The 25,382-nt window shown below is 71.8% G+C and carries 24 protein-coding genes; 15 read left to right on the top strand and 9 right to left on the bottom strand.

All coding sequences use genetic code 11. From position 1 onward, the window contains the following. Window positions 1-2: 2 nt before the first annotated feature. Together ACGFIW_RS29275 and ACGFIW_RS29270 are read left to right on the top strand one after the other, a co-directional pair. Window positions 3-1,730: an ABC transporter ATP-binding protein gene (locus tag ACGFIW_RS29275; RefSeq protein ID WP_393322423.1), complete on the top strand. Its 1,728-nt coding sequence runs from the start codon at window positions 3-5 to the stop codon at window positions 1,728-1,730. Beyond that, window positions 1,679-3,691, top strand: a complete 2,013-nt coding sequence (locus ACGFIW_RS29270; protein WP_393322440.1) for an ABC transporter ATP-binding protein — start codon at window positions 1,679-1,681, stop codon at window positions 3,689-3,691. Before ACGFIW_RS29275 ends, ACGFIW_RS29270 begins: the two co-directional genes overlap by 52 nt. 138 nt (window positions 3,692-3,829) lie before the next feature. On the opposite strand, the gene ACGFIW_RS29265 is transcribed toward ACGFIW_RS29270, so the two are convergent. The 3 genes from ACGFIW_RS29265 to ACGFIW_RS29255 are packed head-to-tail and all read right to left on the bottom strand — an operon-like array spanning window position 3,830 to window position 8,302. Continuing rightward, window positions 3,830-5,323: an RICIN domain-containing protein gene (locus ACGFIW_RS29265; protein ID WP_393322420.1), complete on the bottom strand. Its 1,494-nt coding sequence runs from the start codon at window positions 5,321-5,323 to the stop codon at window positions 3,830-3,832. Between the two features lie 51 nt (window positions 5,324-5,374). Then, window positions 5,375-6,814 carry a glycoside hydrolase family 43 protein gene (locus tag ACGFIW_RS29260; protein WP_393322417.1) on the bottom strand — a complete coding sequence of 480 codons (1,440 nt, stop codon included), beginning with the start codon at window positions 6,812-6,814 and terminating at the stop codon, window positions 5,375-5,377. Window positions 6,815-6,850: 36 nt separating this feature from the next. Further along, the gene (locus tag ACGFIW_RS29255; protein WP_393322414.1) at window positions 6,851-8,302 is read right to left on the bottom strand and encodes a family 43 glycosylhydrolase; all 1,452 of its coding nucleotides are present in this window, start codon (window positions 8,300-8,302) and stop codon (window positions 6,851-6,853) included. Between the two features lie 257 nt (window positions 8,303-8,559). Here ACGFIW_RS29255 and ACGFIW_RS29250 point away from each other — a divergent pair, with 257 nt between their 5' ends. The 3 genes from ACGFIW_RS29250 to ACGFIW_RS29240 all read left to right on the top strand — a co-directional run bounded on the left by ACGFIW_RS29250 (window position 8,560) and on the right by ACGFIW_RS29240 (window position 11,847). Further along, complete coding sequence (locus ACGFIW_RS29250) at window positions 8,560-9,042, top strand: hypothetical protein (protein ID WP_393322411.1); 483 nt, start codon at window positions 8,560-8,562, stop codon at window positions 9,040-9,042. Window positions 9,043-9,133: 91 nt separating this feature from the next. After that, window positions 9,134-9,517: a hypothetical protein gene (locus tag ACGFIW_RS29245; protein ID WP_393322408.1), complete on the top strand. Its 384-nt coding sequence runs from the start codon at window positions 9,134-9,136 to the stop codon at window positions 9,515-9,517. Beyond that, a complete protein-coding gene (locus ACGFIW_RS29240; RefSeq protein ID WP_393322405.1) occupies window positions 9,514-11,847 on the top strand; it encodes a tetratricopeptide repeat protein in 2,334 nt (777 codons plus the stop codon). Before ACGFIW_RS29245 ends, ACGFIW_RS29240 begins: the two co-directional genes overlap by 4 nt. Window positions 11,848-11,911: 64 nt before the next feature. Here ACGFIW_RS29240 and ACGFIW_RS29235 read toward each other — a convergent pair whose 3' ends face one another. Next, window positions 11,912-12,928: a sensor histidine kinase gene (locus ACGFIW_RS29235; protein ID WP_393322402.1), complete on the bottom strand. Its 1,017-nt coding sequence runs from the start codon at window positions 12,926-12,928 to the stop codon at window positions 11,912-11,914. Next, a complete protein-coding gene (locus ACGFIW_RS29230) occupies window positions 12,921-13,616 on the bottom strand; it encodes a response regulator transcription factor (protein ID WP_393322399.1) in 696 nt (231 codons plus the stop codon). Before ACGFIW_RS29230 ends, ACGFIW_RS29235 begins: the two co-directional genes overlap by 8 nt. Window positions 13,617-13,771: 155 nt before the next feature. Between ACGFIW_RS29230 and ACGFIW_RS29225 the strand changes: the two genes are divergently transcribed. Then, complete coding sequence (locus tag ACGFIW_RS29225; protein ID WP_393322396.1) at window positions 13,772-14,848, top strand: NAD-dependent epimerase/dehydratase family protein; 1,077 nt, start codon at window positions 13,772-13,774, stop codon at window positions 14,846-14,848. Here the strand turns inward: ACGFIW_RS29225 and ACGFIW_RS29220 are convergent. Continuing rightward, the gene (locus tag ACGFIW_RS29220; RefSeq protein WP_393322394.1) at window positions 14,820-16,184 is read right to left on the bottom strand and encodes a hypothetical protein; all 1,365 of its coding nucleotides are present in this window, start codon (window positions 16,182-16,184) and stop codon (window positions 14,820-14,822) included. The two genes, ACGFIW_RS29225 and ACGFIW_RS29220, sit on opposite strands and share 29 nt — an antisense overlap. A 147-nt stretch (window positions 16,185-16,331) precedes the next feature. On the opposite strand from ACGFIW_RS29220, the gene ACGFIW_RS29215 reads away from it, so the two are divergent. The 7 genes from ACGFIW_RS29215 (at window position 16,332) to ACGFIW_RS29185 (ending at window position 21,532) form a co-directional block, all read left to right on the top strand. Then, a complete protein-coding gene (locus tag ACGFIW_RS29215) occupies window positions 16,332-17,009 on the top strand; it encodes a glycosyltransferase family 2 protein (RefSeq protein ID WP_393322392.1) in 678 nt (225 codons plus the stop codon). Beyond that, complete coding sequence (locus tag ACGFIW_RS29210) at window positions 17,006-17,686, top strand: DUF2064 domain-containing protein (RefSeq protein WP_393322389.1); 681 nt, start codon at window positions 17,006-17,008, stop codon at window positions 17,684-17,686. Before ACGFIW_RS29215 ends, ACGFIW_RS29210 begins: the two co-directional genes overlap by 4 nt. After that, window positions 17,683-18,396, top strand: a complete 714-nt coding sequence (locus ACGFIW_RS29205; protein WP_393322387.1) for a methyltransferase domain-containing protein — start codon at window positions 17,683-17,685, stop codon at window positions 18,394-18,396. The genes ACGFIW_RS29210 and ACGFIW_RS29205 overlap by 4 nt, the downstream gene beginning before the upstream one ends. Further along, window positions 18,393-19,541 (top strand): molybdopterin-dependent oxidoreductase, encoded by a 1,149-nt coding sequence (locus ACGFIW_RS29200; RefSeq protein WP_393322384.1) that lies wholly within the window; start codon window positions 18,393-18,395, stop codon window positions 19,539-19,541. The genes ACGFIW_RS29205 and ACGFIW_RS29200 overlap by 4 nt, the downstream gene beginning before the upstream one ends. Next, the gene (locus ACGFIW_RS29195; protein ID WP_393322381.1) at window positions 19,538-19,951 is read left to right on the top strand and encodes a hypothetical protein; all 414 of its coding nucleotides are present in this window, start codon (window positions 19,538-19,540) and stop codon (window positions 19,949-19,951) included. The genes ACGFIW_RS29200 and ACGFIW_RS29195 overlap by 4 nt, the downstream gene beginning before the upstream one ends. Before the next feature lie 33 nt (window positions 19,952-19,984). After that, window positions 19,985-20,827 (top strand): S-methyl-5'-thioadenosine phosphorylase, encoded by an 843-nt coding sequence (locus ACGFIW_RS29190; protein ID WP_393322378.1) that lies wholly within the window; start codon window positions 19,985-19,987, stop codon window positions 20,825-20,827. A 93-nt stretch (window positions 20,828-20,920) separates the two neighbouring features. Next, on the top strand, window positions 20,921-21,532 hold the full coding sequence (locus tag ACGFIW_RS29185) for a DM13 domain-containing protein (protein WP_393322375.1): 612 nt from the start codon (window positions 20,921-20,923) through the stop codon (window positions 21,530-21,532). A gap of 23 nt (window positions 21,533-21,555) precedes the next feature. On the opposite strand, the gene ACGFIW_RS29180 is transcribed toward ACGFIW_RS29185, so the two are convergent. Continuing rightward, window positions 21,556-22,158 carry a histidine phosphatase family protein gene (locus ACGFIW_RS29180; RefSeq protein ID WP_393322372.1) on the bottom strand — a complete coding sequence of 201 codons (603 nt, stop codon included), beginning with the start codon at window positions 22,156-22,158 and terminating at the stop codon, window positions 21,556-21,558. Window positions 22,159-22,167: 9 nt separating this feature from the next. Then, window positions 22,168-22,827 (bottom strand): transcriptional regulator, encoded by a 660-nt coding sequence (locus ACGFIW_RS29175; RefSeq protein WP_393322369.1) that lies wholly within the window; start codon window positions 22,825-22,827, stop codon window positions 22,168-22,170. Between the two features lie 99 nt (window positions 22,828-22,926). Here ACGFIW_RS29175 and ACGFIW_RS29170 point away from each other — a divergent pair, with 99 nt between their 5' ends. Then, entirely contained in the window at window positions 22,927-24,060 is a 1,134-nt protein-coding gene (locus ACGFIW_RS29170; RefSeq protein WP_393322366.1) for a PEP/pyruvate-binding domain-containing protein, read from the top strand. Window positions 24,061-24,117: 57 nt separating this feature from the next. Here ACGFIW_RS29170 and ACGFIW_RS29165 read toward each other — a convergent pair whose 3' ends face one another. Beyond that, a complete protein-coding gene (locus ACGFIW_RS29165) occupies window positions 24,118-24,333 on the bottom strand; it encodes a 2TM domain-containing protein (RefSeq protein WP_393322363.1) in 216 nt (71 codons plus the stop codon). Window positions 24,334-24,474: 141 nt separating this feature from the next. Between ACGFIW_RS29165 and ACGFIW_RS29160 the strand changes: the two genes are divergently transcribed. After that, on the top strand, window positions 24,475-25,272 hold the full coding sequence (locus tag ACGFIW_RS29160) for an alpha/beta fold hydrolase (RefSeq protein ID WP_393322361.1): 798 nt from the start codon (window positions 24,475-24,477) through the stop codon (window positions 25,270-25,272). The last annotated feature ends 110 nt before the right edge of the window (window positions 25,273-25,382 follow it).

Genomic DNA, 25,382 nt, shown 5'->3' with positions numbered 1-25,382 from the left:
TTGTGCTGATCCGGTTGCTGCGTCGGTGCCTGCGCCCCTACCGGCGACAGCTCGCCTACGTGGCGCTGTGGCAGCTGGTCGGCACGCTGGCGACGCTCTACCTGCCCAGCCTCTATGCCGACATCATCGACCGGGGCATCGCGACCGGCGACACCGGATACATCCTGCTGACCGGGCTCCGCATGCTGGCCGTGGCGGCGGTTCAGGTCGGTTGCCTGATCGCGGTCGCCTACCTCAGCGCCCGAGCGGCGATGGGCGTCGGACGCGACCTGCGCCTGGCCATCTTCGCGCAGGTCGCCGAGTTCTCCAGCCGTGAGATCGCCCGCTTCGGCCCGTCGTCGTTGACCGTCCGGTGCACCAACGACGTCCAGCATCTGCAACTGCTGCTCATGCTGTCGCTCACCATGCTGGTCACCGCTCCCATCATGTGCGTCGGCGGCCTGGTCATGGCGATCCGGGAAGACCCGGGCCTGTCCTGGCTCATGATCCTGATCGTGCCGTTGCTGGCGGTGGCCATCGGCCTGATGGCCCGGCGGCTGGTGCCGCAGTACCGGTCGATGCAGATCAGGATCGACACCATCAACGCGATGTTGCGCGAGCAGATCGCCGGCGTACGCGTGGTCCGGGCATTCGTACGGGAGGCGCACGAGAAGGCCCGCTTCGAGCGCGCCAACGCCGACCTCACCGGCACCGCCATCCGGGCGGGCCGGCTGCTGGCCCTGGTCCTGCCGACGGTGACGCTCGTGCTCAACCTGTCGAGCGTGGCCGTGCTCTGGTTCGGGGGCCGACGGGCAGACGCGGGCCTGGTGGGGATCGGTTCGCTCGCCGCCCTGCTGAGCTACCTGATGTTGATCCTCATGTCGGTGCTGATGGCGACCTTCATCCTGATGATGGTGCCCCGCGCCACGGTGGGCGCCGGGCGGGTCTGGGACGTGCTGGACACCCACTCCTCGGTGGTGCCCGCCGCCCATCCGGTCACGCCGCCGCTCGCGTACGCGGACCTGACGGTGGACGCGGTCCAGTTCCGGCACCCGGGCGCCGCCGAGCCGGTGCTGGACGACGTGAGCTTCCGGGCCTCGGCGGGGCAGACCACCGCCCTGGTCGGCAGCATCGGGGCCGGCAAGTCGACGCTGCTGTCGCTGGTGGCGAGGCTGCTCGACACGACCGCCGGCGCGGTACGGATCGGTGGGATCGACGTCCGCGAGTTGAACCTGGAGGAGATGTGGTCCCGGGTCGCACTGGTGCCGCAGAAGCCCTACCTGTTCTCCGGCACCGTCGCCAGCAACCTCCGCTACGGTGACCCGGCGGCCACCGACGAGGAGTTGTGGGCTGCCCTCGACGTCGCGCAGGCGCGGGACTTCGTGGCGCAGATGCCCGCGGGCCTCGACGCGCCGATCACGCAGGGTGGCACCAACGTCTCCGGCGGGCAGCGGCAACGGCTGTCCATCGCGCGGGCGCTGGTCAAGCGGCCGGACGTGCTGCTGCTGGACGATCCGTTCTCCGCGCTCGACCTGGGCACGGAGAGCCGGCTCCGCGCGGCCCTGCGCGCCGTCACCGCGCGGATGACTGTCATCGTCGTGGCGCAACGCGTCTCCACGATCGTGGACGCGGACCAGATCGTCGTCCTCGACGGTGGTCGGGCCGTGGGCGTGGGGACGCACGACTACCTCCTGGAAACCTGCCCCACGTACGCCGAGATCGTCAGGTCGCAACCGATGGCGATCGTGTGAGCAGCGTGCAGGCGCCCTCCGGCGCTGCGGAGCTCGCGGCCGCGCCAGCGGCCAAGCCGAGGGCGTTCGGGCCGTCCGCCGCCCGGCTCATCCGGCGGTTGGCCGGCGAGCGCCTGCGCCTGCTGTCCCTCGTCGGGCTGGCCGTGGTCAGCGTGGTGCTCTACGTGCTCGGCCCGCTGGTCCTCGGGCACGCCACCGACCTCATCTTCACCGGTGTCGTGGGGCAGCGGCTCGACGCCGGGACGAGCCTCGACCAGAGCATCGCCGAGGCGCGGGCAGCCGGCGACGACACCCTGGCCGACATGCTGTACCGCATCCATCCGGTGCCCGGCGTCGGTGTCGACTTCACCCGGCTCGGTCAGGTGCTGCTGCTGGCCCTGGGCCTGTTCGTGGGCGCCAGCGTGCTCGGCTGGTTGCAGGGGCACCTGCTCGCCGGCGTCGTGCAGCGGGCGGTACGGCAGCTCCGTACCGAGGTCGAGGCGAAAATCAACCGGTTGCCGCTGTCGTACTTCGACCGGCAACCTCGGGGTGAGCTGCTCAGCCGGGCCACCAACGACGTGGAGAACATCGCGCAGAGCCTGCAGCAGACCCTGAGCCAACTGCTGACCTCACTCCTCACGGTCGTCGGCGTACTCGTCATGATGATCGTGGTGTCCCCGCTGCTGGCCGTCATCGCGCTTGTCGCGCTGCCGCTGTCCGCGGTGGTCACCGGCCAGATCGCGAAGCGGTCGCGGCGGCACTTCACCGCACAGTGGGCGAGCACCGGCACGCTGACCGCCAAGGTCGAGGAGGCGTTCAGCGGCCACGAGCTGATCCGGGTGTTCGGCCGCCGGCGCGAGGTGCTGGCGTCGCTCACCGCGACGAACGACGAGCTGTACGAGGCGGGCTTCCGCGCCCAGTTCATGTCCGGGATCATCCTGCCCCTGATGGTCCTCATCGGAAACCTCAGTTACGTCGGCATCGCGGTGGTCGGCGCGATCAGGGTGGCGACCGGCGCCATCTCGCTCGGTGACGTGCAGGCGTTCATCCACTATTCCCAGCAGTTCAGCCAGCCGCTGGCCCAGGTCGCGTCCACGGCGAACCTGGTGCAGTCCGGCGTGGCCTGCGCCGAGCGGGTGTTCGACCTCCTCGACGCCGAGGAGGAGAGCCCGGAACCGGCGGTGGCCGCGGCGGCCGTCCGACCGACCCTGCCGGGTTCCGGCCGGGTGACCTTCGAGAAGATCTCCTTCGGGTACGCCCCGGGCGCGCCGTTGATGACGGATCTGTCCCTCACCGTCGAGCCGGGCCAGACCGTGGCGATCGTCGGCCCCACCGGTGCCGGGAAGACCACCCTGGTCAACCTCATCATGCGGTTCTACGAGCTGGACGGCGGTCGGATCACCCTCGACGGTGTGGACATCGCCCGGCTGCCCCGGGCCGACCTGCGTGGCCGCATCGGCATGGTCCTGCAGGACGCCTGGTTGTTCGGTGGCACGATCCGGGACAACATCGCCTACGGCCGGTTGGGCGCGACCGACGATGAGATCGTCGCCGCGGCGCGGGCGACCTACGTCGACCGTTTCGTCCGCAGCCTCTCCGACGGGTACGACACCGTCATCGACGAGATCGGCGGCAACATCAGCACGGGCGAGAAGCAGTTGGTGACCATCGCACGGGCGTTCCTCGCCGACCCGCCGCTGCTGATCCTGGACGAGGCGACCACCTCGCTCGACTCGCGTACCGAGGTGCTGGTCCAACGCGCGATGGGGGCGCTGCGGGAGGGACGGACGACCTTCGTCATCGCGCACCGGCTGTCGACGATCCGCAACGCCGACCTGATCCTCGTGCTGGAGGACGGGCGTCTCGTCGAGCAGGGCACGGAGCCGGAACTGCTCGCCGCCGACGGCGCGTACTGCCGTCTCTACCAGGCACAGTTCGCCGGCGAGGTCGGTGACGAGGCGCAGGTCAGCGGAGCGCACTGACACCGCTGCACCGCAGAACCGCGCCGGACAGCCGCCGCCGGGCCCAGCTCGGCGCTCCCGTGGACGGAGAGCGGGTACGGCCCGCACCCCCGACGCTCGGGGTGTGCGGGCCGTACCGTGCCCGGGTCGCGACGACGGTCAGACGACCGTGCGGGACCACTGCTGGTTGGTGCCGGTGTTGCAGGTGTACTGCTTGAGGACCACGCCGTCCCCGGTCGCCGCGGCCGGCACGTCCACGCACTTGTTGCTGTGTCGGGCCCGGAGCTGGAAGTAGCTGCCGTTGGTGACCATCTGGAACTGCTGGTTGGTGCCGCTGCCGCAGGTGTACTGGACGAGTTCGGCACCGTCGGCGGTCGACGCGCTCACCACGTCGAGGCACTTGCCGCTGTGCCGGCTGACGATGCGCCAGTAACCGCTGCCGGCGTCCTGGAACTGCCACTGCTGCCAGGCGTTGCCGCCGTACGTGTACTGGGCGACGCGCGCGCCGTTGTCGGTGTTCGGCGACTGGACGTTCATGGCCTTGCCGCTGTGCCGCACGTCGAGCCGGTAGAACGTCCCCGTCGACGGCGGAGGCGTCGTCGGGTCGCCACCGCCGATGGTGTCGCCCCACGCGTACCGGATCCGGTCCGCGCCGGAGGTGTTGCGGACGGTCAGGTTGAGGTCGGTGCCGCTGCCGGTGAGGGCGAACATCGAGTACCAGTCGTAGCCGATGGTGCCGGTCTTGCCGCCGAGGGCCGGCCAGTAGGTGCCGCCCATCTGGTTGTCCCGCATGACCTGGGCCATGGCGCGGATGTAGCGCACGAAGTTGTCGGTGCTGCCCGCGTCGGCGTAGTTGCGGCCGTCGTTCATGGGTGCGCCGAACTCGGTGGCGACCGCGCGCGAGGCGCAGTTGCCGAGGCGTTCCCGGATGTGGCTGCGGAAGCCGTCGTAGGTCATCGCGCCGTAGAAGAAGGTGTAGTAGTGGAAGGACAGCAGCGTCGAGTTGAAGCGGCTGTCGTTGCAGATGTCGCGCAGGTCCTGGCTGAAGCCGGTGCCGCCGATCAGCACCCGGCCGGGCACCGCCGAGGTGTGGTAGCTGAGCCAGTTCGCGGCGACGTTGCGCCACTCCGTCGAGCTGTAACCGTGCGGCTCGTTCATCGGCTCGAAGTAGACGTTGGTGTTCGAGCCGTACGTGTTGGTCACCGTGGACCACATCGTGTTCCACGCGCCGAGGTTCGTGATCCTGCCGCCGGAGGCGGCGGCGTCCTCCCAGTAGGCGAGGATGACCTTGAAGCCGCGGGCGGTGGCGGCGTCGATGGCGCCCCGGTATGCCTCCCACCAGGCGGTGCCCACCGTGTGGGTGTTGATGGGCAGCCGGACGGTGTTGACGCCCATGGTGGACGCCATGTCGTCGTAGATGGCATTGGCCTTGGCCCGCACCGTCGCGTTGCTGTCGGACATGCTCAGACCCTGCACGACGAGCGGGCTGGTCTTGAAGTTGTCACCCAACATGGCCCAGTTCATGCCGCGGAACTGGTTGGTGGCGGCAACCGCGGGCGACGACGCGACGACGACCACACCGCCGACCATCGCCGTCACGGCGGCCACCAGGGCGATCATCGTCCGGCGCATCGACCGGCTGATCCGTTTCATACGTTGTCCAATCACTAGTTCGCGCCTCTCCGGGCTCGACATCTCGAGGTGTTAGCTGGTCACGCGGAAGGTCGCGTCGGCACGGCTCTGCGCGTCGGGGATCTGGTCGAGCCGGAGCAGGTAGGCGTAGTGCCGGATGTAGCGGTCCGGGTGGCTGTAGGACTGGAACGACGTCCACGAGGAGTTGGCGAGGCCGGCGACCTGTCGGAAGGTGGCGTCGGCGGCGAAGGTGGCGCTGCCGTCGTTGGCTTCCAGGCGGAAGTCGAAGCCGTAGTGGCGCAGGTAGTAGCCCGGGTAGTTGACCGACTGGATGGAGACCGTGCCGGAGCCGACCAGGCCGGGCACGACCCGCCACTGGCCGTCCTGGGCCGGGCTGACGTTCGGGTCGATGCGGACGTCGTAGTCGTAGTGCCGCACGTACCGGTCCTGGAAGTTGTACGACTGGATCCGGTTGACCGCGGTGACGGGCCAGCGGGCGAGCACCCGGTCCTGTTCGGCGGCGGTCAGGTTGAGGATCGTCCCGTGCCGCTTCTTGGTGCCACCCATGGCGTACGAGCCGGACGCCGGCAGCCGGTAACCGCTCGTGCTGGACGGGTTGGTGGTCAGCACCGGCAGGTAGCCGCGCCCGCTGGCGTACTGGTCGAGGTAGAGCACCCACTCGTTGCGGTTGTTGTACTTCAGCCACATCGGGCCTTCGACCTGGGCACCGGTCAGCCCGATGCCGGACAGGTTCCCGAGGCTCGTCCAGGTGCCGAGGATGGAGTTGCTGCCCTCGATGGCGATCTGGCCGTCCCGGGAGGCCCGCACGTACCGGTAGGCGCCGACACCGGACGGCACCTCGACGATCTGGGTGTCGATGATCTCCTGGTTACCGGGTCGGTTGATGTAGAGCTGCGGCGTGGTGATGCTGCGGAAGTTCGCCGTGCGCGCGGCGTAGATGCGGTGTTTGGTCACCCCGTTGAGCGGGACGTTCGTCGCCCAGTAGAGGACGTAGTCGCCGGTGTCCGGGTTCCAGATCGCCTCCGGCGCCCAGGCGTTGCGTCCGTCCGGGATCGCGCCGGCCACGTTCAGCAGCCACGGCGCGGACCAGTTGACCAGGTCGGTGGACTCCCACACGACGAGGTTGCGGCTGCCGTTGTTGATCGCGGTCGACCAGTCCTGGCCGCAGCCGATGCACAGGTCGGTGGCGATGATCCAGTACCTGTCGCCGGCGGGCGAGCGGACGAGGGCGGGGTCGCGGACGCCACGGGTGCCGACCGTGGAGCGCAGGACGAGCCCGCCGTTGTTGAGGTCGGTCCAGCGCAGGCCGTCGGTGCTGTGGGCGAGGTAGATCTGCTGGGCGGTCGACGACTCGCCGGTGAAGTGCGCCATCAGGTAACCGACCGTCGGGTCGAGTGCGGACGCCTCCTTCGGTGTCGTCGCCGACCAGGTGGTGAACAGCAGACACGCGGCCATCGCGACCGCGCCGAGCCGCGCGAGGACTCTCGACATGTGTCTTTCTCCTTCGCGGAGGGGCATCCGGGTCAGCTAGAGGGTCGGTACGACGGGGCGGATGGTGCCGTCGACGTTGAACTCCATCCGGTCGATGGCGGTCTCCCGGTTGGTGCCGTTGCCGGCCGGCACGGCGAACCGGTGGTAGGCGATGTACCAGGTGTCGCTGCCGGGTGCCCGGACCACGGAGTGGTGGCCGGTGCCCCTGACGCCGACGTCGAGCCGCTTCTGCAGCACCACGCCGCGCCTGGTCCACGGCCCGAGGGGCGACGGGCCGGTGGCGTACGCGACCCGGTAGTCCTCGCTGCGCGTGTCGTTCTCCGACCACATGAAGTAGTAGAGGCCGTTGCGCCGGAACACGAATGGGGCCTCGTTGTAGCCGGACGGCGTGACGACCCGTACCTGTGCCGCGTCGAAGGAGGTCATGTCCGCGTTCAGCCGTACGGCCCGGGCGACGCCCTGACCCCAGTACAGGTAGGACTGCCCGTCGTCGTCGGTGAACACCATCGGGTCGATCGCCTGCCCGCCGGAGAACTGGTCGCTGCGGACGAGCGGCCGGCCCAGCGCGTCGCGGAACGGCCCGGTGGGGCTGTCGGCCACGGCCACGCCGAGCTGTTTGGCGGTGTTGCCGCTGGCGGCGCCGCCGCTGAAGTACAGGTAGTAGCGGCCGTTGGCGGTGGCCACCGCCGGCGCCCAGGCCGAGTTGTCCGCCCAGGACACGTCCGGGCCGTGGTCGAGGATCACGCCGTGGTCGGTCCAGTTGACCAGGTCGGTGGAGGAGAACGCCTTGTAGTAGGTGCCTGCCCAGCCCGCGTAGCCGTCGGTGGTCGGGTACAGGTAGTAGCGGCCGTTGAAGACGGCCAGGTGCGGGTCGGCGAAGAGGCCCGGGAGCACCGGCCCCTTGGTGGCCTTGGGCACCCACGGCGCGGCGAGGCGGAAGGAGCTGTCCGCCCGGAACGCGGCCGTGTCCTGGTAGGTGTCGATCCAGAGCGCGAAGTCGCGGTGCCGGATCCGCCGGTCCGGGTAGTTGTACGAGGTGAGTGCCACCGATCCGGAGACCGAGCCGTCCACCGCGCAGAAGGTGGCGTCGGCGCGGAATCCCGCGTCGCCGGTGTTGGGGTCGACCCGGAGCCGGTAGTCGCGGTGCCGCAGGAACATGCCGGTCTTGGTCTGGAACGAGTAGCAGGCGGGGGATGCCAGGCCGTTGACGACGGTGAAGGTGGCATCGAGTTTGGTCTGGTTGGCGCTGCCGGAGGTCACCGGGTCGAGCTGACCGAGATAGTTGACGTGCCGGACGAACCGCCCGGCCTGGTTGACCGCCTCCAGCGAGACCGCGCCGGTCGGCAGGGTGGCGGCCTGCGCCGGCCCGTCGGCGACCACCACGAACGCGGCGGCGGCCACGACGGAGAGCACCAGGATCCGGATGTGGGAGTGGCCGCGGGCCCCGGCGGTGGATGCCGCTGTCGTTCGCCACGGAACCACTGTCACGACTCCCCTTCCGGAACGACATTCGATGTTAGCGTTAACAAGATCAACTCGGGCGCGGCTCGGGGCTTCACGCTCTGGGGCGGCGGGCGGCCTACCACACAGGACAACTCTGTTGCACCGCGCGGTACAGGCACAATGTGTTCTGCTCGTTAAGTTCGCGTTGCGGACAGTGTTAGCGATCGCATCAACGAGTGTCAAGGATCGACGAAGCTCGTTCGTCTTGATCGCGCCGCCACGGCCGGCGCTATTGTTCCGTCATGGTGCTCACGTCATCCGGGGCCATCGGTGCCGCCTTCCTCGCGGACGAGCCAGCCGACGGCGTCGACCTCAGCCTGTTTGGGCAGTTCTCGGGCTCCTGGGCGCTGGACTGCACCGAGTACGACCCCAACGGGTCCGGCACCGTACGGCGAGGCGAGTGGCATTTCGGGTACGCGTTGGGCGGCCGGGCCACCACCGACGTCTGGATCCTGCCCGGTGTCGAACACGGCGTCAGCGTGCGATTCCCCGATCCCGCGGCCGGCGCGGGGGTCTGGCGCTCCACGTGGGTGGGACCGGGACGGCGTCGGACACACACCTTCCTGGCCTCTCGCGTCGGCGAGCAGATCGTGCTCGACGGCGGCGACCTGCGCTGGACCTTCTCCGACATCGAGGCAGACGAGTTCCGCTGGCGCAACGAGGCACGACAGCCCGACGGCACGTGGCGACTCGACCAGACGTTCCGGGTGTGGCGGCGGTCCTGACCTGTCGCGGTGCCGTCGCGCCGAGGTTGGCGCGTGTTCGTAGACTGACCACCAGTAACCAGCGATGCCGATCGTTATGGGTGGAGGCAGGGTGCCTCGTCGTGGGCGAGCGTGGGTGTGGGCCGGTCGCGTCACGTTCGGTGTGATCATTGCCGGGTTGGTGGCGTACCTGGTCGTGGTGGGTCTGGACAAGGCCGACAAGCTGGCCAGTGCCATCAGCGTGGTGGTGGCGCTCGTCGCGGTGGCCGCGCCGTACCTGCTGCCCGCCCCTGGGTCAGGGGGTGTGTCGATGGTGGAGCCGGACCGGGTCGAGGACACGGGCGCGGCCCGTGCCACGGGCGGCGGGCAGGCGAACACGGGCGCGGACGTGGTCGGTACGGACCGTCCGGCGCGGGTCACCCGTTCCGGAGAGGCGACAGCGGACGGTCCGGGTTCGGTGGCCAACACCGGTCTGCGGCGCCGGCCAGGGCCGTGACCTCGCCGCTCGATCCGCCCGCCGCGGCGAGGGTCACCGGTTCCGGTGCCGCGAGGGCCGACCGGGCCGGTGTCGCCAACACCGGCGTCATCCACGGCGATGTCCGGCCCGAATTCCACGAGCACCACCACCACCCGCCCACGACGGCGAGGTGGCCGGTCCAGGTGGGGCAGCCGCCGGCGTTGGCCTCGGCGTTCCAACCCCGGCAGGCCGTACGGGAGAGGATCCAGGACGCCCGTGCCCACGGGGCCGACGTGGTGTTGACCCAACACGACGCGCGGCCGGCACGGACGCGTACGCGGGTCCTCGCCGGTGAGGGTGGGGTCGGCAAGTCGCAGCTCGCGGCGTGGTTCGCCCATCAGGCCCAGCAGGAACGGACCACGGATCTGGTGGTGTGGGTGCCCGCGGGCAGCACTGAGCAGATCATCACCGGGTACGCGCGGGCCGCGCTGCGCGTCGGCGCACCGGGGGCCGACGGCACGGAACCGGCCACCGACGCCACCGCCTTCTGCGAGTGGCTGCACACCACCGACCGGACCTGGCTGATCGTCCTGGACGACATCACCGACCCGGCCGACCTGGTCGGCTGGTGGCCGCCGCAGGGATCGACCGGGTGGACGCTCGCGACGACCCGCCGCCGCGACGCGGCCCTGGCCACCGGCGGTCGGCGGAGCATCGACATCGGCGTGTACAGCCCGAGCGAGTCGCTGGCGTACCTGACCGACCGGCTCGCCGAGGCCGGGTGTCCCGACCTGCTCGACGCGAGCACGGGCGACCTGGCCGCCGCCGTCGGGCACCTGCCCCTGGCGTTGTCCCACGCCACCGCCTACATGATCGACCAGGCGATCGGGTGCGCGGACTATCTGACCCGCTACACCGCCGCCGCCCGGGTGGCCGAGGTGATGCCCGCCGGCAGCGACCCCGACGGCTACGGCCGACCGGTGGCGGTCACGCTCCTGCTCGCCCTGGACGCCGCCGACCGGGCCAGCCCGATCGGGCTGGCCCGCCCGGCCCTGGCGCTGGCAGCGGTGCTCAGCCCCGACGGCCACCCCGACGAGTTGTGGAAGACCACCGCGGTCACCGGCTACCTGTCCGACCAGGTCGACAGGCCCGTCACCGCCGACCAGTCCGGCACGGCCCTGCGGACGCTGCACCGTTACGGCCTGCTGACGCACACCCCCGCTGACGGTCCCCGCGCGGTGCGGGTCCACGCGCTGACCGCCCGCGCCAGCCGGGAAGCCAGCACGATCGACCCGTCCACGGTCGCCCACACCGCCGCCGCCGCGCTGCTCCAGTTGTGGCCGGAGAATGACCACGCCACCCCCGAGCTGGTCTATGCGCTGCGTGCCAACACCAGCACCCTGGCCGGCCTCGCCGGTGACCTGCTGTGGCGCCCCGACGGGCATTCGCTGCTGTACCGGGCCGGTGACAGCCTCCTGCGGTGGGGGCTGAACGCCCTTGCCGTCGACCACTGGCACCGCATGGTCGACGACGCGGTGCGGGTGCTGGGCGACGACCACCCGGACACGATCACCGCCTGGGCCAACCTGGCCACCTCCTACCGGCAGGCGGGCCGCACCGACGAGGCCATTCCCATCGAGGAGAAGGTAGTCAAGGATCGGTCGCGGGTGTCGGGCGACGACCACCCCCACACCATCACCGCCCGCGCCAACCTCGCCGCCTCCTACTGGCAGGCGGGCCGCACCGACGAGGCCATCACCATCGAGGAGAAGGTGCTCAAGGACGTGGTGCGGTTGTTGGGCGACGACCACCCCCACACCATCACCGCCCGCGCCAACCTCGCCGCCTCGTACCGGCAGGCGGGCCGCACCGACGAGGCCATCACCATCATGGAGAAGGTGGTCGACGACGCGGTGCGGGTGTTGGGCGACGACCACCCCCACACCATCACCGCCCGCGCGAATCTGGCCACCTCCTACCAGCAGGCGGGCCGCACCGACGAGGCCACCACCATCACGGAGAACGTGCTCGACGACCGACGACGGGTGCTGGGCGACGACCACCCGAGCACCATCACCGCGTGGGCCAACCTGGCCGCCTGCTATCGGCAGGCAGGCCGCGTCGACGAGGCCACCACCATCATGGAGAAGGTGGTCGACGACGCGGTGCGGGTGCTGAGCGCCGACCATCCGGACGCGATCACCGCCTGGGCCAACCTGGCCGCCTGCTACCGGCAAGCGGGCCGTCTCGACGAGGCCATCACGATCATGGAGAAGGTGCTCGACGACCGACGACGGGTGCTGGGCGACGACCACCCGAACACCGTGGCGGCCGTCGATGCGGTGCGCACGTGGAGGAACAGGGCATAGTCGAGGCTCCGGCTCCGGGCCGGAGCCGTGACGTCGACAGGCGCCCGGCGGGGCGACCGGGGCGTCAGGCGGTGGCCAGCCGGACCAGGAACTGGCAGCCCTCGGGGGTGTTGCGCACCTCGACCCGACCGCCGTGCGCCTCCACCAGACCGTGGACGATGGCCAGGCCGAGCCCCCCGGACGCCCCGCCGTCGCCGGCACGGGGCGTGCGGGCCGGTTCGCCGCGGAACGCGATGTCGAACAGCCGGGGAAGGTCGGCCGGGGGGATGCCCCCGCAGGTGTCGGCGACCGACAGCCAGGCGTGGTCCTCCTCGTGACCGGCCTCGATGCGTACGGTGCCGTCCTCCGGGGTGTAGCGCACGGCGTTGAGCAGCAGGTTGGCCACGACCCGGGCCAGCTCCGGTTCGCTCGCGGCAACCGTCGGCCACCCCGACTCGCTGGCGATCAGCTTGATCCGCCGGGCGTCGGCCAGAGGGATGGTGCTGGCCAGCGCGTCCGAGACCACCTCGCCGAGCGACACCGCCCGCAACGACAACCGCAGTGCTCCCGCGTTGATCCGGGACAGCTCGAACAGGTCGTCGACGAGTCGGGTCATCCGGTCGGTCTCCAGCCGGATGCGCCGGTGGTACTCGTCGACGGTCTCCGGATCGCGGACCACCCGGTCCTCCAGCGCCTCCGCCATGGCCCGCAGCCCGGCCAGCGGCGTACGCAGGTCGTGGGAGACCCAGGCGACCAGGTCGCGCCGGCCCTTCTCCAGTCGCCGTTCCCGCTCCCGGGCCTGGTCGCGCCAGACCGCGGCGCGGGCCAGTCGACGGCCGAAGTGCCCACCGACGGCGAGGCTGACCACCGCCGCCGCCGCGACGGTGATCAGGACCACTTCGAGGTCGTGGGCGGAGAGGAACATCGCCTCCGCGACCGCCATCACCCCGACGACGACGGCGACCACCGTGGTGGTGAGCAGCACGTTGACGTGCACGGTGATCGAGCTGCGCCGCAGCGCGCGGAGCAGCACCGCGCCGGCGAGCCCGATGCCCACGGCCGCGCCGAGGGCGATCGCGAAGATCAGCAGCAGGTCACGCATCGGCGGGCTCGTACCGGTAGCCGACGCCCCAGACGGTGACGATCCGCCGCGGATCGGCCGGGTTCGCCTCGATCTTCTCGCGCAGCCGGCGGACGTGCACGGTCACCGTCGAGTGGTCCCCGAAGTTCCAGCCCCAGACCTGTTCGAGGAGTTCGGCTCGGCTGAACACCCGGGACGGATGCCGCATGAGGTAGACGAGCAGGTCGAATTCCCGCAACGTCAGCGCCAGGTCGGTGCCGGCGAGGCGGGCGGTGCGAGAGGTCGTGTGCACCACCAGGCTGCCGTCGGTGAGCGCCTCCGGCCGCCCGGGTGGCGGCCCGCCGCCGGCGCGACGGAGCACCGAACGGACCCGCAGCACCAACTCCCGGGGGGAGAAGGGCTTGGTCAGGTAGTCGTCCGCGCCGAGCTGCAACCCGAGGATCCGGTCGGACTCGTCACCCCGGGCGGTCAGCATGATGATCGGTACGCCGTCCGGCCGGGCCCGCAGCTCCCGGCAGACCTGGAGGCCATTGATCTTGGGCAGCATCAGGTCGAGCACGACCAGATCCGGTGTCTGCCGCGCCACCGCCGCGAGTGCCATCGCCCCGTCCCCGGCGTGGCTCACCTGGAAGCCGTCGTGTTCGAGGTATCGGCAGATGACGTCACTGACGGTCTGGTCGTCGTCGACCACAAGCACCCGCTGTGTCACGAACGCCCCCCGTCCCGGCCAGCCGGCCCCGGCGTGTCCATCCGCCCAGCGTAGCCAGGCACCGGGCACCCACCGCACCGGCGAGACCTAACGAGGTTCTTACGGCTGCGCCCCGCACGCGGTGTGGGCGTACCCGGGGTCCTACGGTGACCGGAATGCGGATACTTGTCACCGGGGCTGCCGGGTTCATCGGCTCCCACGTCGCCGACCTGCTCAGCGCCGACGGGCACGAGGTGGTGGCCGTCGACGCGCTCGTGCCGGAGGCGCACGGCCCGACGCCGCCGCCCTGGGCGCGGCACGATCTGGTGGTCGGCGACGTCCGCGACGGCGAGTTGCTGACCCGGCTGCTGACCGGGGTCGACGCGGTCTGCCACCAGGCGGCCATGGTCGGCCACGGCGTCGACCCGGCCGACGCCCCCCGGTACGCCGCGCACAACGACCTCGGCACGGCCACCCTCCTCGCGGCGATGCACGCCACCGGGGTACGCCGCCTCGTGCTGGCCAGCTCGATGGTGGTCTACGGCGAGGGCCGCTACCACTGCCCCGCACACGGAGTCGTCCGGCCGGTCGGCCGCCGCGCCGCCGACCTCGCCGAGGGCCGGTACGACCCGACCTGCCCCCGCTGCGCCGAGACGCTCTCCCCCGGTCTCGTGCCCGAGGACGCGCCGCTGGAGCCGCACAGCACGTACGCCGCCACCAAGCTGGCCCAGGAACACCTCGCCGGGGCCTGGGCCCGGCAGACCGGCGGGTCGGTCTGGGCACTGCGTTACCACAACGTCTACGGACCACGGATGCCCCGCGACACCCCGTACGCCGGGGTGGCGTCGATCTTCCGGTCGGCCCTGGCCGCCGGGCAACCGCCCCGGGTCCTGGAGGACGGCCGGCAACGGCGCGACTTCGTCCACGTGACAGACGTCGCCGCGGCCAACGTGCTGGCCCTGTCGACACCGGCACCGGACCCGCTGGTCCCGGTCAACGTCTGCTCGGGCGAACCGCACACCGTCGGTGAGCTGGCCCACGAGCTGGCTTCGGCGATGGGCGGGCCGACGCCGGTCACCGTCGGGGGCGGGCGGGCGGCCGACGTACGGCATGTCGTGGCCGATCCGGCCCGCGCGACCCGGCTGCTCGGTTTCACCGCCCGGGTCGGGTTCGCCGCCGGGATCTCCGACTTCACCACCGCGGTCATGCGGGAGCCGGCAGCGCTCACGACACCGTCCACAGTAGGTGGTTGACGGCCAGCGCCGTGGCGGCCTGGGCCGCCAGCCACAGGCGTCGGTGCCCGGTGGGCAGGTGCGCGGTGGCGACCAACAACCAGACGGTGAACGGTAGCCAGATCCGCTCCACCTCGGCCTTGCTGAGCCCGGACAGGTCCGCCGCGAGCACGGCCGCCGCCGCCGCGACGGGTAACCACACGGTGGGTCCGGCGCCGGTGATCCGCGCTCGGAGGGCCTCCGCGAGCGGTGGGCGCGGTGCGCCGATCCACAGCGCGGCCACCGCCCGCCGCAGCGCCGGCCCGACCACCGGCCCGGCCGAGAGGAGCAGGGCGGCGAGGTTCGCCCAGATCCAGTAGCCGTACGGGCGGTCCGCCGCCCAGCCCTGGTAGTAACGACGGGACACCAGGTGGTAGCCGTCCAGCCACCAGAAACCGGACAGGGTGAACGCGGCGACGACCACCGCGACCGCCGTCACCGCGACCACGAGCACGCCGAGGCGGTCGCGGGCCCGCAGCAGCACCACCGCCAACGCGAGCATCCCGACCAGGACGAACCCGTACGACAGGTAGAGCGCGAAGCCGAGCAGCAGCCCACCGAGCACGGCCCGGGGTCGGCCGCCCGCCGCCAGCAGCGCCAGCCCGGCGGCGACCACCGCGGCGAAGATGCCGTCCGCGGACGCGCCCACCCAGACCGCCCCGGGGAAGACGACCAGGAACGGCCACACCGCCCGCGCCGCGTCCTCGGCGCCGAGCGCCCGCAACGTCACCGGGACCGACACCGAGACCGTGGCGCCGAGCAGCACACAGGCGAGCCCGGCGGCGGTGCCGCCGCCCAGGCCGATCCGCTCCAGCCAGACGAAGAACAGCAACGCACCCGGTGGGTGACCGGCGGTGTGGGTGGACCACGAACCGGGCTGGAAGTCGACGATCCGGCCGGCGAAACCGGACAGCATTGCGCCGACATCCGTCACCCCCGGCACCTCGTACAGGTACTCGGCCTGCACGGTGAGCCGCTCGGTCAACCCGGCGGACCAGCCGTCCACCAGCGCCAGCGACAGCGTCCAGAGCACCGCGGCGAGGTAGCCGACGACAAGCAGCCGCGGCCACCGCGTGTCGGTCGCCCAGCGTGTGCCCCGCCACACGAACAGCGCCGCGACGAGAAGCGCGGCGGGGGTGCCGGGGCCCACATGGGGCTGCCAGGAGGCGTAGATCGGGGCGGCGTCCGCGTAGAGCCGCACGCCCCGATGGTTGAGCAACGCGCCGACGACGACGGCGACGACGAGCAGGGCCACCTCGGCACCGAGGACGATCAGATCGGCGGACCGGGGTCGTCCCGGCCGGGTCATCATGGTCATGGTGACGGCCGACGATACGACCTTTGACCAGGGATCCGACAGCCACACGCCGGGACGTCAGGGTCTCGTAAGATCCCCTGCCGCGTAAGCGATTCGTAAGGAGGAACAGCGGTCCGGACGCCCGGTGGCGGGCCTAGCGTCGCCGGTATGCACACAACGATCGACGTGGTGATGCCGTGCCTGGACGAGGCGGCCGCACTGCCTGCCGTACTGAGCGGGCTGCCGCCCGGCTACCGCGCCATCGTGGTCGACAACGGCTCCACCGACGGTTCGCCGGCCGTCGCGGCCGAGTACGGGGCCCGGGTCGTCCACGAGCCGAAGCGTGGGTACGGCGCGGCCGTCCACACCGGCCTGCTGGCGGCGGACGCGGAGCTGGTCTGCGTCCTCGACGCGGACGGCTCGTTCGATCCGGCGGAGTTGCCCAGGCTCGTCGGGGCGCTGCTCGACGGTGGGGCGGATCTCGCCGTCGGGCGACGTCGACCGGTGTCGGCGGAGGCGTGGCCGTGGCATGCCCGGGCCGGGAACGCGCTCGTCGCCGCGCTGCTGCGCCGTCGTGGTGTGCCGGTGTACGACATCAGCCCGATCCGGGTGGCCCGGCACGCGGCGCTCCTGGGCCTCGGCGTCCAGGACCGCGCGTTCGGCTACCCCCTGGAGTTGCTGCTCCGCGCGGCCGAGGCGGGCTGGCGGATCACCGAGCTGGACGTCGCGTACGCGCCCCGGGCCGCCGGCACCAGGTCGAAGGTCTCCGGGTCGGTCCGGGGCACGGTGCGGGCGACCCGGGACTTCGCCGGAGTGCTGCGCTCCGGTGTCGGCGGTGGCCGGTGAACGTTCTGCTCCTGGTCGCGAAGGCGCCTGTCGCAGGGCTGGCCAAGACGCGCCTCTGCCCTCCGGCCAACCCCCGACAGGCGGCCCGGATCGCGGCGGCGGCGCTGTTGGACACCCTCGCGGCGGTACGCGCCACCGCGTCGACGATTCCCGTGCTGGCCCACACCGGCCGGTTCGCCGACGCCGAGTACGCCACCGAGCTGACCGCCGCGCTGGCGGGGTGGCACCTGCTCGCCCAGCGCGGCGACACGTTCGCCGACCGCCTCGCGAACGCGCACGCCGACACCGGCGCGGCCTTCCCCGGCCGGCCGGTGCTGCAGATCGGCATGGACACGCCGCAGGTCCGGCCGGCGCTGCTCACCACCGCCCTGGAGTTGCTCGCCGCACACGGGGCGGTGTTCGGGCCGGCGCTCGACGGCGGCTGGTGGGCACTCGGGTTACGCGACCCGGCGGACGCCGACGCGTTGCGCGACGTGCCCATGTCGACGGACGACACCGGTCGCCGTACCCTCGCCGCTCTGCACCTGCGCGGCATCCGGCCGGTGACCCTGCCGGTGCAGCGGGACGTCGACGACTGGACCACCGCGACGGCGGTCGCGGCCGACCTGCCCGGCACCCGGTTCGCGGCTGCCGTCGCGTCGGTGGGTGGCCAACTGGTGAGCGGGCTCCCCCGGTGACCTCGACGATAAGTCTCGACGGTTTCGCCGTGGTGCTGGGCGGACGCGACGGGTGGCCGGCCGACCAGGATGCCCGCGGCACACCTGTCGCACCGCTGCCGCCGGCGCAGCCCGACCACTGGCTGGTGCACGGCGACGGGCGACGTGACCTGCTGCCGGTACGGCGCTGGCACGGCCCACCCGAGCCGGCGATCGAGTCCGTCGCCGCCCGCTGCGACGGGCCCACGATCGACCTCGGTTGCGGCCCCGGCCGACTGACCGTGGCACTCGCCAAGCGTGGCCTCGTGGCGTTGGGGGTGGACATCTCCGCCGAGGCGGTACGGCTGACCCAGGGCCGGGGTGTGGTGGCCCTGCGCCGCGACGTCTTCGAGCCCCTGCCCGGCGAGGGGAGGTGGGCGCACGCCCTGCTCATCGACGGCAACATCGGCATCGGCGGCGACCCGGTCCGACTGCTGCGCCGGTGCGGGGCCCTGATCGCGGCCGACGGGACACTGTTGGTCGAGGTGGAGCCTCCGGGGGCCGGGCTGTGGCAGGGGCAGGCGTACGTCCTGTCCGGGTCGTCCGGCGCGGGGGAACGGCAGGGGCCGGCGTTTCGCTGGGCGCGGGTCGGGGCGGAGGCGGTGACCGCCACCGCCACCGCCGCCGGCCTGCGGGTCGCCACCACGTTGCGGTTCGGTCCACGCTGGTTCGCCGAGTTGGTGCGCTCGTGATCCGCCGGCCCCGCGTCCCCGTGCCCGAGGACTTCACCGCGCCGACGCACTCGCCGCTCGTCGCCGCCCGGCTCGGCCTCTGGCTCGGGGTGGCGTTCGGGTTGTGTTTCGTCACCGGTCTGCTCAGCCACTACATCCAGCACCCGCCGGGCTGGTTCACCTGGCCGACCCGACCGGTCGACCTCTACCGGGTCACCCAGGGCGTCCACGTGCTCTCCGGCGTCGCGGCCATCCCCCTGCTACTGGCCAAACTGTGGAGCGTCTACCCCCGGCTGTTCGTCCGTCCGCCCCTGCGCCGGCCGATCCGGCTGTCCGTCCACGCCCTCGAACGGATCTCCATCCTGGTCCTGGTCTGTGCCGCGTTCTTCGAGCTGGTCACCGGCCTGTTCAACGTCGCACAGTCGTACCCGTGGGGGTTCTTCTTCCCGGCGGCGCACTACGCGGTCGCCTGGCTGGTGCTTGGCGCGTTGCTGCTGCACGTCGCGGTGAAACTCCCGGTCGCCCGCACGGCGCTCGGGACACCGCTGCGGCCCGGCGCCGGTGGGCGGGACGACCGGGACTCGTCCGGACGGCGCGCGTTCCTGCGTACCTCGGTGGGTGTCGCCGGCATCGCCGTGCTGGCCACCGCCGGGGTCACCGTGCCGTGGCTGCGTCGGGTGTCCCCGCTGGCGTGGCGGTCCGCGTCCGGCCCGCAGGGCGTGCCGATCAACCGGACGGCCGCCGCCGCGCACATCGCCGTCCCACCCGACTGGCGGTTGGAGATCCTCTGGCCGGGCGGTCGGTACGCCCTGTCCCTGGCCGACCTGGCGGCCCTGCCGCAGCGTACGGCGGAACTGCCGATCGCCTGCGTCGAGGGCTGGAGCTTCTCCGCCCACTGGACCGGCGTGCCCGTGGTCGAGCTGTTGCGCCGCGCCGGCGCACCCACCGGTCGACCGGTTCGCGTCACCTCACTGGAGACCGACGGCCTGTACGCGGCGAGCACACTCCCCGCCGCCCACGCCCGCGACCCGCTGACCCTGCTGGCACTGCGGATCAATGGCGAGGAACTGTCCCCGGACCACGGTTACCCCTGCCGCCTCATCGCCCCGAGCCGGCCGGGCGTCCTCCAGACCAAGTGGGTGGCCCGGCTGGAGGTGCTGCGATGAGAACCGTCCGGCTGCTCCTGCTCGTGTTCGGTGCCGCCGCGGCGGCGTACGGCGGTTGGCTGCTCCTCCCCCAGCTCGACACCACCCTGCCCTGGCTTCTCGGCGGCCCGGTGCTGCACGACCTCCTGGTGGCACCGCTGGTCGGGTTGGTCGGGTTGGCGCTGGGCCGACTGGTGCCCGACCGGCGACGCCTGGCCTGGCTCACCGCCGGCCTGCTGGCCAGCGCCACGTTGCTGCTGATCGCGGTGCCACTGCTGTGGCGACCGCCGACGGCGCCACCGAACCCCGGCCTACCGGACCGCGACTACCCACTGGGGCTCACGGTCGGGCTGGCCGCCGTCTGGGCCGTCATCGTGCTCGTGCTCGTCGTCGCCACGGTCGTCGGCCGGCGCGGCGCGAACCGTTCCTGAGTCGACACCACTCTCTCCGAGGAGAACGCACGCATGTCAGAAGGTAACGTCCGCCCGCCGATCGGCGTGATCGGCGGGTCCGGCTTCTACGAGTTCCTCGACGACGTCACCGAGGTCGCGGTCGACACACCGTACGGGCCGCCGAGCGACGCGCTGTCGGTCGGGAACGTCGCCGGGCGACCCGTCGTGTTCCTGCCCCGGCACGGACGTCGACACACCCTCCCCCCGCACCGCATCAACTACCGGGCCAACCTGTGGGCGCTGCGGGCGGCGGGCGTCCGCCAGGTGCTCGCCCCGGGCGCGGTGGGCGGTCTGCGACCGGATCTGGGCCCCGGCACCCTCGTCGTACCGGACCAGCTTGTCGACCGGACCAGCGGTCGCGAGCAGACCTACTACGACGGACGACGACGCACGGACGGGCAACTTCCCGGGGTGGTGCACGTGCCGTTCGCCGACCCCTACTGCCCGGTCGGACGCGCCACGGTCCTCGACGCCGCCCGGGCCGCCGACTGGCGACCGGTCGACGGCGGGACCATGGTCGTCATCGAGGGCCCCCGGTTCTCCACGCGTGCCGAATCACGCTGGTACGGCCAGGCGGGCTGGTCGGTCGTCGGCATGACCGGCCACCCCGAAGCCGTGCTGGCCCGCGAACTGGCGCTGTGTTACACCGCCCTGTCGCTGGTGACCGACCTCGACTCGGGCGTCGAGGTCGGGCACGGCGTCACCCAGCAGGAGGTGTTCACGGTCTTCGCCCGAAGCATCGACCGCCTGCGTCTCCTGCTCGGCGACACGGTCCGGGCGTTGCCACCGGACCAGGCGGGCTGCCCGTGCGGCGGGGCTCTGTTCGGCACGGACACCGGCATCACGCTCCCCTGACATCGGGGGCGTCGGCAGGGGCACGGGCCGTCGTAAGGGTTCCGAAAGGGTTCGCGACCGTTTCGACGGCTGCCGCGGCCGTACGCTGCGGTGGTGGGAAAACCGATCTTCCGGTCACCGGTGGCCTGGGCCGCTCTCGCCTGCGCCGTCGTCGTGGCGGCCCTGGCCCTGTTCTGGTTCCAGCCGTGGAAGCTGTTCACCGACACCTACGTCGACGAGGCGATCCCGGGCGCGGGGACGACGCCGGCCGTCCCCGCGCCGACCTCCGCGACCCCGGCTCCCGCGACCCCGACCGTCACGACCCTGGCCCCCGCGACCCCGGCCCCGGCGTCGAAGGCCACACCGGCTGCTAACGAGATCGTGGCCGCCGGGACGTTCGTCACCCACGAGCACCAGACGACCGGCAGTGCCGAGATCCACCGGCTCGCCAACGGGCGCCACCGGCTCGTCCTGCGCGACCTTAAGACGTCGAACGGACCGGATCTGCGGGTGTGGCTGACCGACCAACAGGTCATCCGGGGCACGGCCGGCTGGCGCGTGTTCGACGACGGCGAGTGGGTCGAGCTGGCACGACTCAAGGGCAACAGGGGCAACCAGGTGTACGACCTACCGGCCTCGGTGGACCCGGGCGACTTCCGGAGCGTCTCCATCTGGTGCAAGCGATTCTCGGTCTCCTTCGGTGCGGCCGATCTCAAGACCACCTGACCTGGCCGCACCCGGCAGGCCCCTCACGGGCGGGTGGTCGAGCGAAAACCGGTCCAGCGCAGGTCACCGGACAGGTGGCTCTGGTCGTTGAACATGACGAGCGTGGGTGCCAGCCCGGCCCGGTATTCGATTACGGTGAGCCCGGTGTTCGCGCTGTCCAGGCCGAGCCACCTGGTGGGCGGGGCCCCCAGGGCGTGCCGCACCAGCCACGCGATCGGGTACGCGTGCGTGACAAGCACCTCGTGCGAGTCCGGCTCGGTGCGCTCCGGGGCGGTGGTGAACCGCGCCACCAGGGCATCCGCGGTGCGTCTGCCGGCCACCGCCTCGGCCTCGTCGTAACCGTCGAAGAAGCCGGCCCAGGAGCGGGGCATCTCGTCCGGCGTCGGCACGTACGGCACGTGGTCGACGAGTTCGGCCGCCTCGGCGACCGGCACGTCCGGCAGGTGCTTGGCGATCTCGCGGGCGCTCGCGGCGGCTCGCGGCAGCACCGAGTGCCACACCGCGTCGATCGGCAGACCGGCGAGCCGTCGACCGAGCAGGTCGGCCTGCCGGTGCCCCACCTCGGTGAGTTCGCCGAAGGCGTCCGCCGCGCCGTGTCGTGCCAGGTAGAGATGTCGGACAGCCACGGCGCAAACCTACCGGCTTCCCGGTTCGGCGGCGCCGCGAGCGATCCCGAGCGTCGACAGGAGATCCTCGTGCAGCTCCATCCACACGGCGTGACACGACGCGACCCCCACCCCGGTCACCCAGCGCCCGTCGCCCGCGCGACCCCGTGCGAGCGCCGCGTCGAACCGATCCGCGTAACCGTCGAACCGGCTCAGCGCGCTCGCCAGTACGCCGGTCAGCCGGGTCAGTTCCGCGCCGATCGCGGTGAGCTCGTCGAGCACCCGACCGTCCCACTGCGGGTCGCTGTGGTCGTTGGACGTCAACCGGTCACCCTCGACCGGCCGCAACTGCCAGTCGGTGCAGGCCCGGACCAGTCGCCCGTTGAGGGTCTCGAACTCCTTGTGGGCCTGTTCGACGGTGGCCCGCGCGCCAGTCTGGTCCAGCTCCTCGCCGAGCTTGCGGGAGTCCTGCGCACGGCCGCGCTCGGTGAGCGTCCACCCGCTGGTGCCGGCGAACTCGACGTGTGTCACCCACCCGTACGCCTCGAAGTCCCCCAGCAGTTCGGAGGCCGTGTCCAGGTCGATGCCGGTGCGGCGGGAGACCGCCGCCTCGTCGGCCACCCCGCTCACCCGTACGGCGTGCAGGACGGACAGCTCCGGTGCTGAGGCATGCGTCATGGTGATCAGCATTCCGACTCCCCCACCGGGCGTCAACGCGGCGCACACCCGGCGCGAGTGGGGAATCGCGCCGCTCGGGTCCGGATAGGCTTCCCGGGAGCTGGAGGTGGCGTGTTGCTGATCGACCTGACCGACGCCGACCCCGCGACGTGCGGCGGCAAGGCCGCCACGCTCGCCCGGCTGCTCCGCGCGGGCCTGCCGGTTCCACCCGGTTTCGTGGTGCCGACCGCAGCCCACGCGCAGGCGGACGACGGCCCGTCCGCCGAGCTGATCGACGAGATCGCCCGGGCGCTGCCGCGGCTCGGCGACGGCCACCTCGCCGTGCGGTCGTCGGCGACAAGCGAGGACACTGCCCGCGCCACCGCGGCGGGGCAGCACGACACCTTCCTGGGCGTGCGTGGCATCGATCAGGTGGCTGACGCCGTGCGCGGGTGCTGGTCGTCGGTGTGGTCCGAGCGCGCCGTGGAATATCGGCGTCGGCAGGGCGACACGCGGTCGCCGGCGGTCGCCGTGCTTGTGCAACGCCTGGTGGACGCGGACGTCGCCGGGGTGCTGTTCACCGGCGACGACACCCGCGTCGAGGCGTCCTGGGGTTTGGGGGGGAGCGTGGTCAGCGGCCACGTCACCCCGGACTCGTGGACGCTGACCGGCGGCGAGATCACCAGTCGGTCGCTCGGCACGAAGAAGACCCGGGTCGACCACGGGGTCACCCGCGAGGTGGCGCGGGCCGACCGGGAGCGCTTCTGTCTCGCCGATGACGAGCTCACCCGCCTCGCGCAGCTCGGTAGCCAGGCAGCCGACCTGCTGGGCGGCCCGCAGGATGTCGAGTGGGCCATCGCCGGCTCCCGGATCTGGCTCCTCCAGTCGCGCCCGGTCACCAGCGCCCTCCCTCCCGCGTCCACGGCCGGCGGCGACGGCAGCGAGGCACTCACCGGTACGCCCGGCAGCCCCGGTCGCGCCGCCGGGCCGGCACGCGTGGTGCGTGGTCCCGCCGACTTCGCCCGGGTCCGGCCCGGTGACGTCCTCGTGTGCCGCACCACGGATCCGGCCTGGACCCCACTGTTCGGCGTGGTCGCGGCGGTCGTCACCGAGACCGGCGGCCTCCTGTCGCACGCCGCGATCGTCGCCCGCGAGCTGGGCCTCCCGGCCGTCCTGGCCGTCCCGGACGCGACGACGGCCCTGCCCGACGGCGCGCCGGTCGAGGTGGACGGGAGCACCGGCCGGGTCGTACCCCTGGGTCCCTGATCCGTCGCAGGTCGGCCGACGTCACGCCGAAGCGAAACCGTATTCGTCGCTGCCCGCTCAGCCCTTCGGCTGCACGTTGACCGGTGACCTGACCGCCCAGCCGTGGAAGAACAGCCCCACTCCCCAGCCCAGAATCGACCACAGCGGCCAGAAGAAGTGGTCCGGGGTGAAGAGCCACCAGGTCACGATCTGGGCCAGGTTGCCGATCACGTACGAGAAAATGTGCACCCGTAGGCCCCATTTTCTGGCGGTTTCGCTCGTCGTTGCCCTCATGATCGCAGACTAGGTCCACGGACTTGACGACGACGGAATCCGTCGATGGCTGGCCTGCGGCTTCGTTCAGTGCTCGTCAAGTGGCCGAACCTACGCTGGCCCGGAGTCACGACCGAGAACGATCATCGAGAGGTCAACCCAATGACAACAAGCCGTCGTACGTTGCTGGCCGGTTCCGTCGCGGCCGCCACCGGGGCTGTGCTCGGGGCACCCGCCGCGCAGGCCCACCCCCGACCCGGTAACCAGCCCAAGCCGACCGTCGTCCTCGTCCACGGGGCCTTCGCCGACGCCTCCGGCTGGAACGACGTCGCCACCCGGCTCATCCGCGACGGCTACCCGGTCATCGCTCCGGCGAACCCGCTGCGCGGCGTGGCCACCGACTCCGCATACCTGGCCAGCATCCTCGCCACCCTGAGCGGTCCGATCGTCCTCGCCGCGCACTCCTACGGCGGGATCGTCACCACGAACGCCGCGACCGGCAACCCGAACGTGAAGGCACTTGTGTACGTGGCCGCGTTCGCGCCCGATCAGCACGAGTCGTTGCTGGGTCTGCAGACGATGTACCCGGGCAGCAAGCTCACCGAGGCGGCACTGGACTTCCGGCCGTACGACAGGGATCTCGTCGACGGTTACATCAAGCGGCAGTTCTTCCGGGAGGTGTTCGCGGGTGACGTGCCGAAGGCGACCACCGAGCTGATGTGGGCCGGGCAGCGGCCGGCCGACACCCGCACCCTCGGTGAGCCGTCCGGGGTGCCGGCGTGGAAGACCATTCCGTCCTGGTATCTGGTCGCCCGCAACGACCAGGTGCTGCCCGCCGCGGCACAGCGGTTCATGGCGCAGCGGGCCGGCGCGCAGGTTCGCGAGGTCGCCGCGTCGCACGTCGCGATGATCTCGCAGCCCGCCGTCACGGCCGACATCATCAGGCGCGCCGCGCGCTGACGAAGCGCTCCGCGGGCTCGCGAGGTCCGAGCGGTTGAGGTGGCCACGCGGCCCGGTCCGATCGTGGCCCACCCCAGCCCCACCGCCAGTTGGCCGATAGTTCACGCGAA

The organism is Micromonospora sp. NPDC048935, assembly GCF_043197875.1.
Lineage (GTDB): Bacteria > Actinomycetota > Actinomycetes > Mycobacteriales > Micromonosporaceae > Micromonospora.
The sequence above is the reverse complement of the archived record's forward strand: the minus strand, read 5'-3'. Positions and strand labels throughout refer to the sequence as shown.

What these genes read in the sequence shown, in the direction of transcription:
- ACGFIW_RS29265 (WP_393322420.1), bottom strand. Translation starts at nt 5,323, where the DNA reads ATGAAACGGATCAGCCGGTCGATGCGCCGGACGATGATCGCCCTGGTG.
- ACGFIW_RS29260 (WP_393322417.1), bottom strand. Translation starts at nt 6,814, where the DNA reads ATGTCGAGAGTCCTCGCGCGGCTCGGCGCGGTCGCGATGGCCGCGTGT.
- ACGFIW_RS29250 (WP_393322411.1), top strand. Translation starts at nt 8,560, where the DNA reads ATGGTGCTCACGTCATCCGGGGCCATCGGTGCCGCCTTCCTCGCGGAC.
- ACGFIW_RS29235 (WP_393322402.1), bottom strand. Translation starts at nt 12,928, where the DNA reads ATGCGTGACCTGCTGCTGATCTTCGCGATCGCCCTCGGCGCGGCCGTG.
- ACGFIW_RS29225 (WP_393322396.1), top strand. Translation starts at nt 13,772, where the DNA reads ATGCGGATACTTGTCACCGGGGCTGCCGGGTTCATCGGCTCCCACGTC.
- ACGFIW_RS29220 (WP_393322394.1), bottom strand. Translation starts at nt 16,184, where the DNA reads ATGACCATGATGACCCGGCCGGGACGACCCCGGTCCGCCGATCTGATC.
- ACGFIW_RS29215 (WP_393322392.1), top strand. Translation starts at nt 16,332, where the DNA reads ATGCACACAACGATCGACGTGGTGATGCCGTGCCTGGACGAGGCGGCC.
- ACGFIW_RS29195 (WP_393322381.1), top strand. Translation starts at nt 19,538, where the DNA reads ATGAGAACCGTCCGGCTGCTCCTGCTCGTGTTCGGTGCCGCCGCGGCG.
- ACGFIW_RS29190 (WP_393322378.1), top strand. Translation starts at nt 19,985, where the DNA reads ATGTCAGAAGGTAACGTCCGCCCGCCGATCGGCGTGATCGGCGGGTCC.
- ACGFIW_RS29175 (WP_393322369.1), bottom strand. Translation starts at nt 22,827, where the DNA reads ATGCTGATCACCATGACGCATGCCTCAGCACCGGAGCTGTCCGTCCTG.
- ACGFIW_RS29165 (WP_393322363.1), bottom strand. Translation starts at nt 24,333, where the DNA reads ATGAGGGCAACGACGAGCGAAACCGCCAGAAAATGGGGCCTACGGGTG.
- ACGFIW_RS29160 (WP_393322361.1), top strand. Translation starts at nt 24,475, where the DNA reads ATGACAACAAGCCGTCGTACGTTGCTGGCCGGTTCCGTCGCGGCCGCC.